General features: G+C 40.1%; 12 protein-coding genes. 3 read left to right on the top strand and 9 right to left on the bottom strand.

Going from position 1 to position 13,149, the window contains the following annotated elements; all coding sequences use genetic code 11:
• Positions 1 to 85: 85 nt before the first annotated feature.
• The 3 genes from DIZ80_16145 (at position 86) to DIZ80_16135 (ending at position 3,200) form a co-directional block, all read left to right on the top strand.
• On the top strand, positions 86 to 1,096 hold the full coding sequence (locus tag DIZ80_16145) for a taurine ABC transporter substrate-binding protein (protein ID RDH81602.1): 1,011 nt from the start codon (positions 86 to 88) through the stop codon (positions 1,094 to 1,096).
• Positions 1,097 to 1,160: 64 nt separating this feature from the next.
• Positions 1,161 to 1,928, top strand: a complete 768-nt coding sequence (locus DIZ80_16140; protein RDH81601.1) for a taurine ABC transporter ATP-binding protein — start codon at positions 1,161 to 1,163, stop codon at positions 1,926 to 1,928.
• A gap of 3 nt (positions 1,929 to 1,931) precedes the next feature.
• The gene (locus DIZ80_16135) at positions 1,932 to 3,200 is read left to right on the top strand and encodes a taurine ABC transporter permease (protein ID RDH81600.1); all 1,269 of its coding nucleotides are present in this window, start codon (positions 1,932 to 1,934) and stop codon (positions 3,198 to 3,200) included.
• Between the two features lie 16 nt (positions 3,201 to 3,216).
• On the opposite strand, the gene DIZ80_16130 is transcribed toward DIZ80_16135, so the two are convergent.
• The 9 genes from DIZ80_16130 to DIZ80_16090 form a co-directional block, all read right to left on the bottom strand.
• Entirely contained in the window at positions 3,217 to 3,675 is a 459-nt protein-coding gene (locus tag DIZ80_16130; GenBank protein ID RDH81599.1) for a hypothetical protein, read from the bottom strand.
• 38 nt (positions 3,676 to 3,713) lie between these two features.
• On the bottom strand, positions 3,714 to 5,264 hold the full coding sequence (locus tag DIZ80_16125) for a hypothetical protein (protein RDH81598.1): 1,551 nt from the start codon (positions 5,262 to 5,264) through the stop codon (positions 3,714 to 3,716).
• A 65-nt stretch (positions 5,265 to 5,329) separates the two neighbouring features.
• On the bottom strand, positions 5,330 to 5,866 hold the full coding sequence (locus tag DIZ80_16120) for a hypothetical protein (GenBank protein RDH81597.1): 537 nt from the start codon (positions 5,864 to 5,866) through the stop codon (positions 5,330 to 5,332).
• Positions 5,867 to 5,963: 97 nt separating this feature from the next.
• On the bottom strand, positions 5,964 to 7,691 hold the full coding sequence (locus DIZ80_16115; GenBank protein ID RDH81596.1) for a hypothetical protein: 1,728 nt from the start codon (positions 7,689 to 7,691) through the stop codon (positions 5,964 to 5,966).
• Between the two features lie 37 nt (positions 7,692 to 7,728).
• Positions 7,729 to 9,591 (bottom strand): hypothetical protein, encoded by a 1,863-nt coding sequence (locus DIZ80_16110; GenBank protein RDH81595.1) that lies wholly within the window; start codon positions 9,589 to 9,591, stop codon positions 7,729 to 7,731.
• The gene (locus DIZ80_16105; GenBank protein RDH81726.1) at positions 9,584 to 10,612 is read right to left on the bottom strand and encodes a BatB protein; all 1,029 of its coding nucleotides are present in this window, start codon (positions 10,610 to 10,612) and stop codon (positions 9,584 to 9,586) included. Before DIZ80_16105 ends, DIZ80_16110 begins: the two co-directional genes overlap by 8 nt.
• 14 nt (positions 10,613 to 10,626) lie before the next feature.
• Complete coding sequence (locus DIZ80_16100) at positions 10,627 to 11,133, bottom strand: DUF4381 domain-containing protein (GenBank protein ID RDH81594.1); 507 nt, start codon at positions 11,131 to 11,133, stop codon at positions 10,627 to 10,629.
• Entirely contained in the window at positions 11,130 to 12,104 is a 975-nt protein-coding gene (locus tag DIZ80_16095) for a DUF58 domain-containing protein (GenBank protein RDH81593.1), read from the bottom strand. Before DIZ80_16095 ends, DIZ80_16100 begins: the two co-directional genes overlap by 4 nt.
• A complete protein-coding gene (locus DIZ80_16090; GenBank protein ID RDH81592.1) occupies positions 12,104 to 13,123 on the bottom strand; it encodes an AAA family ATPase in 1,020 nt (339 codons plus the stop codon). Before DIZ80_16090 ends, DIZ80_16095 begins: the two co-directional genes overlap by 1 nt.
• Between the last annotated feature and the right edge of the window lie 26 nt (positions 13,124 to 13,149).

Raw genomic sequence — 13,149 nt, 5'->3', positions numbered from 1 at the left:
GTGGAATAGACTTAATAAGTAAAGTTTTAAAACTTTTTCATGTAATATGTATTAAAATTATTTTATTAAATTAGAAAGTCACAATATGAAATCAATTAAAGCTTTATTACGTAATATTTACATTGTCTCAATAATTTTCTCAGTTTCACTCATGTATGCATCGACAATTCGGGCAGCAGATCTAACGGTGGCTTATTTTCTTGAGTGGCCTACACCCAGTCAGTTTGCCCAGGTGAAGAAAATTTACGATAAAGAACTCGGCTTAGATGTGAAATGGGTGTCTTTTGACGCAGGAACAGCTATGTCAGCAGCAATGGCGTCTGGTGATGTGCAAATATCTTTCTCTCAGGGGATTCCGCCCTTTGTTATTGCGGCGTCTGCGGGGCAGGACCTACAGGTTGTTGATGTTGCGGTATCTTATTCTGAAAACGATAACTGTGTTGTCCGCTCCAGTCTTGAAATAGATAAAGATAATGCAAAAGAGCTTGAGGGTAAGCAGATTGCTATCCCACTTGGTACGGCAGTTCATTATGGTTTCTTAAAACAGATGCAGCATCTGGGTGTAAATACATCGACCATGAAAATTGTAGATATGGCGCCTGCAGATAGTGCTGCCGCATTTGCTAACGGTAATCTTGATATGGTCTGTGGCTGGGGAGGGGCTTTGCTTCGTATGAAAGAGCATGGCAATGTGCTTATGACCGGAGCAGAAAAAGAAAAACTGGGAATTCAGGTGTTTGATGCGACGACAGTCTCATCGCAATGGGCTCAGGAAAATCCTGAAGTACTGGCAAAGTTTCTTAAGGTTACGGCTGATATGAATGCCCGGTTTGCTGCCAACGGGGCAGCTGATATGTTGCCGGTGATTGCGAAAGCAGCGGGCATGGATATTGAAGCAGGTGAAGAAACAATGGCTGGATTTAAGTTTCCAGGTATTAACGAGCAACTCAGTAAAAAATGGCTGGGCGGTGGCACACAGAAATTTCTTAAAGAAGTGGGTGATTTTTTTGTAAAGCAGGGCGTTATACCGAAAGCGCGGTCTGATTATGAAAGTGCAGTGGATTCCAGTTACCTTGAAGCCGCTTCAAAAATGTAACTTGTTTGAATAGATAACGAAACTTATTTTGAATAATTCCAGTTTAAAAATAAACAATGTCTCAATGGTATTTGATCTGCCGGATGGCGGATCTGTTGAGGCGTTAAAAAATGTTTCACTCGATTTAAATAAAGGTGAGTTACTTTCAATACTTGGGCCTTCAGGCTGCGGGAAAACCACCCTTTTAAATATTGTTGCCGGGTTTCTTGCGCCAAGCTCAGGTCAGGTAACGCTTAATGAAAAACAGGTTACCGGGCCAGGTGCAGAACGAGGTATGGTATTTCAGCAAGGCGCACTTTTTGAATGGATGAATGTGCGTAAAAACATTGCTTTTGGCCCTGCTATGAAAGGCGTTTCGGCTGATCAGAGCCGCCAACTTGTTGATGAGCTTTTAGAAACTGTTGGATTGCATGGTTTTGCAGATAAAAATGTATACGAACTTTCTGGTGGTATGCAGCAACGAGTTGCATTGGCACGCTGTCTTGCCAATGATCCGGATGTGATTTTAATGGATGAACCACTTGGTGCACTGGATGCATTAACACGGGAAAAAATGCAGGGCCTCATACTCAAACTCTGGAAAGAAACCGGCAAGACAATTATTCTCATAACTCATTCGGTTGAAGAGGCATTACTGCTAGGTGAGCGACTTCTGGTTATGGCACCACGGCCCGGTCATATTCATAAGGAATATAACTTGCCTTTTGCACTGCGTGCGATTGAAACTGGTTTACGTGAAGTTAAAAAGTGTGAAGATTACACTAAACAACGAGAAGAGATTCTTTCCATGATATGGGAAATGGAAGAAGACATTATGGGCAGAAAAGAATAAGCCATGTTAATTCTCGCAATCTATATAAGTTTGTTTGTTCTAGCCTATGTTGCGTATACATTTGTTCAGAATTCATTTTTTAAAAAAACTTCAAGTGATAGAAAAACCGTTACTTTTGGGGATGAAAGTTCAGTAAAACCAAACCGGGTTGCATCTGTTTTTTCTATTATTGTTTTATTTATTATATGGGCGGCATTTACTGGTTCAACTCTTATACCTGTTCATGTGCCCGGCCCGTTTACGGGCGATACCTCTTTTATATATACCGCAACGAATGCGCAAAACAAATCTGACAATGCTACCGTTTATATACGCGTTAAACATAATGATGAAAAATTTAGCAAACCCGATATAACTGACAAAGTTCAGGCAGGTTTTGCTAAAGATGATGTTATGAAAGTAGTGGCATGGCGTAGCGCGCTTATCAAGGTTCAGAAAAATGATGAAGGTGGCAAGGTAAAAGGTTACAGGGTTACTGCTATTAATAATCAGGCCATTGAGCCTAAACAGTCTGTAGAAGTTGATAATGGCGTTGTGAAAATGACAACCAAAGGCAGTCTGAGTTTTGTGCCGGATAAAGGCTGGCAGATGGAATCTGTCTGGTTGCCTGCACCGGAAGCGGTGTTTACTCGTCTGATTGAAATTAGTCGAGATGGTTATCAAAATGTAACATTGACTGAGAATCTTGGCTGGTCATTATTAAGAGTTATAGCGGGGTTTTTACTGGGAAGTCTGGTGGGTATCCCACTCGGTTATGCGATGGGGTTGAATAGCTGGTTCAGAGGCTGGTTTGATCCGATTGTTGAGTTTATGCGCCCTATCCCTCCACTGGCACTTATTCCGTTAATCATTATCTGGTTTGGTATCTGGGAAACAGGAAAAATTAGCCTGCTGTTTCTCGCGGCTTTATGGATTATGACTATCGCTGCACGCGCGGGGGTATCCGGTGTCAATATTTCAAAAGTGCATGCGGCTTATTCACTTGGAGCATCTAGGTTTCAGGTGTTAACAAAAGTAATTATTCCTAATTCATTACCAGAAATATTTACCGGGGCCAGAGTTGCTATGGGCGTTTGCTGGGGCACAGTGGTTGCAGCAGAATTAGTCGCAGCAGAAAAAGGTGCAGGAAAAATGATTATTGCGGCATCAAAATTTCAACAAACAGATGTTGTTCTGATAGGGGTTATTCTAATTGGTGTTATTGGGTATAGCATTGATATGTTGATGCGTATTGCTGAAAGAAAACTTATTCCGTGGAAGGGTAAAGTTTAGTTATATATTTGAATCTTTAAATGCCCTCACAAATATTTTTAAGGGAAGAGTTTTTGTTCGTTGCCTGTTTAGCGATGTTGATTAATTTTTCAGTTGCATCAATTCTATAACCATTTCCCGGCACATAAAATGTATTATCATCTGAACGACAAAGGCTAATGATCTGTATTTTGTTGTTAATAATAGGTTTAATACCTGCTTCATAAGTTACACGATATTCAATCTGATTATTTGATGCTCCTTTGAATATATGTTGAACTTCAGCGATAAAACGATATGTGATATATCCTGTTTTTCCTGAGTCAGTGCGTATGTCTATTACAGGGTCTGCGGAAGCATTTTTTATGAGTGCTGAATAATGAGTCTGGATTACATTGTCATAAATTAAATTTTCATAAAAATCAGTTTCATCAGAATGAGAAAACCCAGCGTAAGTGATGAAAGTAATTGAGATCAATGCTTTTAAATTTATCATAATAAGTTAATTGGCTAAGAAATAACTGTATTGCTTAACTAATCCCAGCGTCCTGATATGTTAAGAGAGTTTTTATGAATAGAACGATAGTCTGTTGATCTTATGCAGTCCATGTTTCTAACAGACCATAAAGAGATTAATCCATTGTCATTTAAAATTTCACCACCTTTTTCAGTCAGCATAATTTCAGCTACGGGTTTATTTACAGTCTCGCCATCATCCTGAAAATAATGTACGGGCAAATTATCGGTTTGAAAAACTTCGGTTAACCGCATATTCCAGTGATTGTTATAAAAGTTTCTGGCAAGGCATTCTGTTTTTATAAAAGCAGCATTTCCCCATAGATAAGATTCATGATCGTTTTCATCAGTCAGTTCTTCAAATGTGAATGTATCAATTGGTTTGCTTTTTTTTCCATAAGGCAGGCGAAGTAAAAAACGAGGTAATGCAAGACCTATGTATGATGCTACAGGTGATTGCCTTAACATCTCCCAGGCTTTTCGAGTACCTTCGCTGATTATATGGTTCCAGTCTTCATAATCAGGTGTTTTAGAAAAAGATTCACAACAGGCCAGGTGTTCATTAGCAGCGGCAATAAATGGCGCGTTAGTCTGTTGAGCGATGGCACCAATATTTACGAGTGACAAAACATCTTCAATGCTGTCTGTAAAGCTATAGTTACCCAGTAATACGCTCCACGGTGCATCTCCTTCAGCCGGGTCGCAAAATAATTTGTAAACGCCTGATGTTGAAATATCATCTACAGCAAGGTCGTTCTGTAATTCCTTTTTTGTGATATCTAAAATAAATAATTTTAACTTCGAACCGGTTTCAATGCGTTTAATTAAAAAGTATAAAGAAAGCCATGCCGATTCCATAGACTGAAAATCAGGGTGATGTAAAATATCACGCATATGAGATTCGGTGGCTTTATCAACCATCGATATCATGTCGTCCTGTCTTGGGTCAGTGGCGGCTTCTACATAAGGGGCTACGATGCTTTTGATTAATTTATCAATATGAGTTGCTTCTGTCGCGGTGTTATTCCCTGACTGTTCCTGATGAGAACCAAGAATGTCATCTAGCAGGTTGTCAGAGTTGATGGCCGAGTCAGGGCTGTTATCAGATGAGGTCTTTTCAACTGTAGTGGCTTGCGTTTGTTTAATATAGGGTATCCAGCCCTGTATTTCAGCAGCGGCATCAGCAAAGTTGTTCTTGCTCTTTAAGCGGCGACGTAAGCTTCTTAATTTACTAAATGATTCGAGTTTTTCATATAACTCATCAGGGTGGAAGTCATCCAGTTCGTTAAGGGCTATATTGATTGTTTCACTATCAGATAAATTTAAATTCAAATTGATTTTAAAATCGGCCATAACCTCTTCCAGATTATCCCGATCTATCTCAATTAGGCGCCGTTTGTTTTTAAGATCAGATGTGTTTTTTAAACCACCACTGAAGTCTCCCAGTATCGCTATACAAAAGGGGGTGTTAGCCTGAGTTTCAGGGCCTTTAGAATGAGCTGTTTTTAATTCGGGTGTGCCATTTGAACGGACATTAACTTCAACACCCATGGTTGGTTTATCTGACATAACGGATATCCATTTCTTTGAAGAGTCATAGAGTATACGTTACAGAGGCATAAGCTTGTTCTGTTTTATTGTTTTTGAGATAAATTTAACGCTTTTGCATTCTGTTTGGTGATAAATTTTTCTATGATGTCTCTGGGTACGCCACCTAATTGCACGGCGGATACACTTCCTTCAGGGGAAACGAGTATAACTGTTGGTGTGCCCTTTAATGGGCCCAGGCCTAACTCATAATATAGTGCAGAGCTAATGAGCAGGTTAGGAAAAGTGATGAAATAGTCCTCTTCGAACTGTTGTACCTGTTTCAACTTTGCATATGAAAAACTGGGGAAGTCGACTGCAAGTCCCAGTACATTAATACCCGTTTTGTCTTTATCATCATATAAGCTCTGAATTTCAGGCATTTCTTCAGTGCAGGCGGGGCATTTGGGGCCCCAGACTATGATAGTTGTCCATTTACCTTTGCCCAGATAGTCTTTCAGGTGGTGTTTTTTTCCGTCACTACCTAATAACTCGGAATTTGGTAACTCAACTGCGGACAATGAAGTAGAGAATGTGAGTAATGTAATAATAAGGGTATTTTTAATAAAATCAGGTAACTTCATAATGTTCTGCTGTAAATTCAGGTTAAAGATTGTGTTTTTGACAATGGCTGACTTAAATAGTTTTCATCAAGCTTATTAATGTTTTGTTAAGCTTAATTTATTTATATAAACTTTCGAGTTTATCTTCATGGCCTGTTGTTGACTGTTTACTTTTATAGTTCTCAGTGAATTTCACACAAAGATTAAACAACTCATTACACTTCCATTGGTCACTGTTATCACGGTACAAATATGAATTAAGTGCGTTTATATGAATCGTGAGTTCGTTATCTACTTTGCCGGACAGGTCTGCAATGGAATGAACGGATTCATTTTCAAATAATGATTTACCCCATAATAACAGAGCATCCTTAGAGGCTTTTGCATCAGATTCATTACAGCTTTGTTCAAGCTTAGTTAAGGCCTGTTTCAGGGATGTGTTATCTGTCTGAGTGTTTTTAACCTGAGAAGAATTTCTGCGTTTGCTTTTCCATAATAAAAATAGCGTGAATAATAGAGCCGTTGCCAGTAGAAGTGAAGTAATGATCCAGGGCAGGCTTTTATCGGCTGGATTTGTGACGTTTGCTGGCATGCCTGTTCTGATGTCGGCTTCTTTTTCAGGGAGTGATGTTATTCTCGCAGGTTCCGGTTGATCTGGTTTTATGTCTGTTGTTTCAGAAAACGATGCACTATCAACCGTAAATGTTCGGGCTTTTATACTGGCGATTTCTAATTTATCTGTTTGAGTATTCCACCAGGGTATTGATATAGCTGGCAGGGTGTAGCTACCTGAAGATGAGGGTATCAGTGCAACTTTAATTTGCTGAATGCCGGTAATGCTATCTTCACTTAAATTGTTTTTCAGTAAGGGTTTATCAGGATATTGCTTAAGTCCTTTTATATTGGTAATGCTGAATTCAGGTAGCTGAGATGCGTTTTGGCCATCTGCAATTAATAAAAGTGTTCGGGTAATGGGTTCACCGGCTTTAAAACTTGTTGCTTCAGGGAATTCTTCAACTAACTGAACTTCTTTTGCCGCCAGCCAGTGTTTGCCTTTGAATGAATCGGGTATCGATTTAACTGTGATTATTTTCTTGTCTGATGAGCGACGTATGGTTTTTGTGTTACTACGAAATGGATCGAAAGTGGATCGGTTGCCTCGTGAATTTTGAATGGCTACACGAACAGTAGCAATGCTTGGGTTAATTACTAACTTACCTGCTGATTGAGGATAAATAGCATATCGCTGTTCAAGCACCAGATATGGCGTATTACCAAGTTTGGTTTGATATTGGTTAACTTCTCCCAGTGTTTCTTTTGTGTTTTCAACGCCGCTAATTTTTAATGGGGCAAACTCATAACCAGCGAGATTACTTGAGCTGAGTAATCGTTGGGTCACAATAAGTTGAGCTTGCGGATAGACAGTGTCAGAGCTAATAATCAGTTCTGAAATTAGTGTTTCCCCTGGCTTGCCAGTTGATTTTTGTGGCTCTTTGATGCTTATCTGATAACTCGGGCTTACATCGTTGCCAAAGTATATTTGAGGAATTGTTATATTGCCTTTACGACGTGCAACGAGGGAAATATTCCATTTTTTTGAACGTTTATATTCACCGTTAATGATGCTTATATTACTGCCGGTGCTTGTACCTAATATCTGAAAATCTTTTTCAAGAGGTGAAAAGTCAGGCTCGTCGTCGGTGTCGCCATCGGCCTCAAAAATAAGTGTAAATGTTTCGTTAATTTCAATTTGAGTGCGGTCAGCTTTCACATTGATATCAACGGCATGTGCATTGAATGAGATTAATAATAAAAGTAAGAAAAATGCTTTAATAAATAGTTTCATAATATATTTTGATAATAGTGTTTAAAACGTTTGAAAATCACCATGGATTTTTTTCGTTCTGGTTTTGTTCGCGACTATATTGATATTTAAATTTACGGCGTAATAAGCCACCCGGGTCATCAGGTATTTTTTTAAGCCATTGTTGTGTTTGCTGTTTTTCAAGGTCAGGGGTGTCTTCAGATTCAGTTAAAGGCTGAGAGGCCTGATTCTCTTCTTTGTTTTTCTGATCGTTCTCGGACTCTGATGCTTCTTTTTGTTCAGCTTCGCTCTCTTTTTCTTCATTATTCTTTTGCTTGTTCTCAGAATCTGATTTGTTGTTTTTATCGTCTTTCTCTGACTGTTGTTGAGAGTTTTCCTGTGAATCGTTCTGTGAGTCATTCTGAGACGAGTCCTGATTTTCAGATTGTTCACCAGACTCATTTTGATCCTGTTTATCTTTAGAATCAGAGTTCTGATCATCCCTTTTGTCTTCATCGCTATTTTTCTCTTGATCTTTCTTGTCTTGCTGGGCTTTTTTCAGTAACTGTTTATTAAATTTAGCATCTTCATGCTGTGAGTCTATTTCTAGTGTTCGATCATAGGCTTTAATCGCCGCTTGCAGATTACCTGTTTTTGCTAATGCATTGCCTCGATTGTAATTAGCATCAGCAGTATCAATGTTTTTTAGAAGATCAGCTGATTGCTGATATTCTCCTGCTTTATATTGAGCCGCAGATTTCCATTCGGGATTGTTAAATAGTTCAGCAGCTTGCTCAATATTTCCCTGTTGTAAGGCCGCTTTACCTTGCTGGTTGTTGTTACTCCATAAATCAGACCAGCCAAATGCCTGCGCAGGCTGGGGCAGGGGTAGTATGAAAATAAGCAGTACAAATATGAGACCTTTGCGAAAGGCGTAAGCCGCAAAAGGGATAACCAGTAATAACAGCCATGGGCCTTCTTCATGCCAGGTATCGGTTTTAAATTTTAAGGCATTTTCTTCTGATTGATTATCCTTTGGTGCGTCTCTATTGATATCGATAGATGACAATAGGTGAGTGATATCATTGTCATTAGAGGTTAATAAACTAAACTTCCCACCGCTGGATAATGCTGCGCTTTTCAGGTGACTGACATCTAATTTAGGCACAACGATTGATCCACTACTATCTTTTACAAAACCGCCATTTTTACTGGCAATGGGAGCGCCTTCAGTTGTTCCTATAGCCAGAATAGATGTCTTAAAGTTTTTAGAACTTAGTCTTTTTAATGCATGTTGGTCATTTGAATTGATGCTATCAGTTATAACTAAAATATCACCTCTAGAATGGCCTGCATTATTAAAAAGCGCTAATGCTTTATCAAGTGCAATATCAAGGCGACTGCCCTGTGCGGGCATTATATGTGTTTCTAAAGCGGGTATCTGTGAGGCGATGGTGTCTGCATCATCGGTTAGCGGGCTTACCGTATAGGCATTTGCAGCATAGGCAATTAAGGCGGTTTGGCCTTCTTTACGTAAGTCTAAAATATCATTTATCTTGAAATGTGCCCGGCTTAATCGGCTGGGTTTTATATCGGTTGCATCCATTGAACGGGATAAGTCTAAAAGAATAACCAGTGCAGACTGGGTTTTAAAAACCGGTTGAGGCCGCTTTTCAAATGCTGGGCCTGCAAGCGCAAAAATAATGATGAAACCGATAACAAACAAAGGCAGAAATAAGGAAATAATAGACTTTGATTTTTTCTGTTCAGTTACGCCCTGTAATAAATGGGGCAGCAATCGCTTGTCGATGACGGATGCCCAGTTACGACTATGAATTTGCGTGCGACTATATAACCAGATGCACAGGGCAAGTGGAAACAAAGCCAGTAACCAGTAAGGGCGAATTAAATGAAACTGCTGAATCCATAGTAGACTATCCATTGCTAGCAGCCCCCTTTGAAAACAGTCCCGTTACTTTATGTGTTAATTGACTCATAAAAGGGGCTATTGCAATAAGCAGGGAGAGAATAAATGCAACCGTTAAAGGCCACATAAAAAGAGACATGACAGGGCGAAAGCTCTGTGTTTCCTGCTCTACCGGTTCCAGCTCATCAATCAATGAATAAATTTTATTTAATTCTTTTGTATTATGTGCCCTGAAGTATTTTCCGCCGGTTATTTCAGCAATTTCGTTAAGCGTCTTTTCATCTATTTCATTGTTTTTTACGGTTCGTTTAAACATAAAACTACCGACTTCACGGGAAGCTGCACCGATGCCAATGGTATAAATTTTTAAATTTTCCTTAGCTGCAAGTTCTGCTGCTTTTAACGGGGGAACTTCACCTGCAGTATTGGTACCATCAGTCAGTAGTATTAATACCTGTTTATCAGCGCTCTTTCCGTTCAGCCGTTTTATGGCAAGGCCAATCGCATCACCAATAGCGGTCATTTTTCCGGCAATGCCAATTAATGATTCCTGCAACATAGTATTAATTGTCTGTGTGTCAAATGTAAGCGGTGTTTGCAAATAGGCCTGTTGACCAAATAAAATCAAACCAATGCGATCACCTTCACGGTGTTTTATGAATTCACCCGCAACAATTTTAACCGCCTGTAATCGATTGATTGTCTGGCCATTTATATCAAAATCTTCTGCGGCCATACTGCCGGATAAATCGACAGCCATCATCAGGTCTCTGCCACTTACGGGTATGTCTATTCTCTCACCTAACCACTGAGGACGGGAAGCGGCAAAAATAAGTAAAATCCAGGCCAGTGCTGCCAGTGCAGTAAGTAGTTTACTTTTGTTTATAAAGCCGGCATTTTGGGGCGCGGAATTAAAGTCTTCTATAAAAGGAATGTGTAAAGGCGCATCCTGATTTTTATCACTGTCGGGTAATATTAATCGTACTAAAAGAGGCAAGGGTAATAATATAAATATCCAGGGCCAGATAAACTGTATGTTACTTATGGATATCACGATGTAACACCTGTAATGCTATCAGTGTTATTTGTTTCTGGCAGAGTTTTTATCCATGTTTCGCATATTGAAAGTAATTCGCTATGATTAAATTCACATTGTTTCATATATGGGCCCTGCTCAAGTAGTGAGCCGGTTTTATCTGTAAATACAGTTTGTGTGCTGAGATCGTTTAATAATGATACCCAGTTTTTACCCGTTAAACTGGCCGCGTTTTCTCTAGGTAAATAACTTAGTGCTATGCGCCGTAACAGGGATGAAACAGAACGTATCAATTCAATTGAGTTGTTCTCGTCTTTAAATTTTGAACGTAATTGATTGAGTTCATTAAGTGCAATTTTTCTAAAGGCAACTTTTCTGTTTAGTCGTTTATATTTTATGAATTTAATGATTAAAAATATGCTTAATGTTATTAATACTGGTAATAACCACCAGCCAATAGCCAGTGGCCACCAGCTTATTTCTGCCGGCAGGTGAATGTCGCGAAGAGGTAATTCGTTCATTTTCTTCGCACCCTGTTTTTACCGGCAATCGGACTTATCCCTAGTTTTTGTTGCAGTGTAGGTAAAACGTCATCAATGGTGGATACACTTAAATAGTGCATACCCTGTTTTCGACAGGTGTTTTGCAGTTCCAGTTGCTGGTTCAGAAAGCGATTTTGATATTCCTTACGCTGCTTTTTATTATAGGTATTTAAATTAAGCTCAGTCTCGCCATTACTGATTTTATAATTGCCGGCAGGAGGCAGTTGTTGCTCAAGCGGATCGTGGATTGAAATTAAAATAATATCCGAGTGATGGTTTAAGCGGGATATCTGTGACCAGCTTAAATCATCCATATTACGAAAATCACTGATAAGAAAAATCAAAGAACCGGGTTTATTTACTCGCTGTAATCGAGCCAGTGCATCGGCTGCACTTTTGCTATGTTCGTGAGTGTTTAATGAATTATCCCAGGCGGTATGTTGGGCAAGCTGTTTTATAAAGTGCAAACTTGCCGATTTACCTCTACTTGGGCGAAGTTCAATGTGTGAGCTTTCCGAGAAGATAAGACCGCCTAATCTATCGCCATGATGTGCTGTGCTCCAGGCAAGTAGTGCAGATATTTTAGCTGCCAGCACAGATTTGAAATGTTGTTGTGTGCCAAAAAACATGGGCTGCCGATAATCGACCCATAATAAAACAGGGCGCTCACGTTCTTCTCTAAATACTTTTGAGTGTGCCTTGCCGGTGCGAGCGGTGACTTTCCAGTCCATTGAGCGAATATCATCACCGGGCTGGTAGGGACGTGACTCATCAAACTCCATGCCGCGACCTTTAAAAGTCGATAAATACTGGCCGTTAAACTGGGCACGAATACTTGCGGAGTTTAGTGGAAGTTGTCGGGCATCCCGGTTCAGTCCAATCAGGGTAGATTGCTTAATGCGTACAATATCATCAGCAGTCAGTTCAGTTTTTGATGCTTCTCTTGTCATTAAGGTACAGCGATACGTGATATTAGTTCGTCAATGAAGTGATCTTTGGTAATGCCTTCCGCTTCGGCCTCAAAACTTAAAATAATGCGGTGGCGTAATACATCATGTGCGATAGCCTGAATATCTTCAGGGCCAACAAAATCACGGCCCGCAAGCCAGGCGTGTGCGCGGGCACAGCGGTCAAGTGCGATTGAAGCACGAGGAGATGCACCATATTCCAGCCAGTCGGCTAATTTCTCATCATATTTACCCGGTTCACGTGTAGCGAGTACCAGTTGTAACAGGTAGTTTTCAAGCTCATCTGACATATAGATATCGAGCACTTCATTACGTGCATCAAATAAAGCGGTTTGCAGCATTATATTTTCAGGTTTAGCGGGCTCGCTAAGTCGCTGACGTGCTTCAGATCGAGTCAGGTGTAAGATATCCCGTTCAGTTGCTGCGCTCGGATAATCTACAAATACATGCATTAAAAAACGGTCTAACTGGGCTTCAGGTAAGGGGTATGTGCCTTCCTGTTCCAGCGGGTTTTGCGTGGCCATTACCAGAAATAACTCGGGTAAGGCATAGGTTACGGAGCCCACAGTAATCTGGCGCTCCCCCATTGCTTCAAGTAATGCCGATTGAACCTTGGCGGGGGCACGGTTAATTTCATCTGCAAGAATCAGATTATGGAACAGAGGTCCTTTCTGAAATTGAAATGAAGAGTCCTGAGGCCTATAAATTTCTGTGCCGGTTAAATCTGCTGGTAACAGGTCCGGTGTAAACTGTACCCGGTGGAATTCTCCTTCAACACCTTCACTCAGTACTTTGATTGCGCGTGTCTTTGCCAGGCCAGGTGCGCCTTCTACTAACAGGTGACCATTTGCTAAAAGCGCTATAATGAGTCGGTCGACAAGCGTTGACTGGCCAAGTATTTGCTGGCCAACATATTCTCTGAGTTGTGAAATAGCGTTATGCTGCGACAATGTGTTCTCCGATAACAGGCTGTAATTTAAGATTGCGGCAAATTTTATCATTTACACGCTAAGAATAAAGACCAATA

The organism is endosymbiont of Galathealinum brachiosum (assembly GCA_003349885.1).
In the GTDB taxonomy this organism is placed as follows: domain Bacteria; phylum Pseudomonadota; class Gammaproteobacteria; order SZUA-229; family SZUA-229; genus SZUA-229.
Note: the sequence above shows the minus strand (reverse complement) of the source record. Positions and strands in the feature narration are given on the sequence as shown.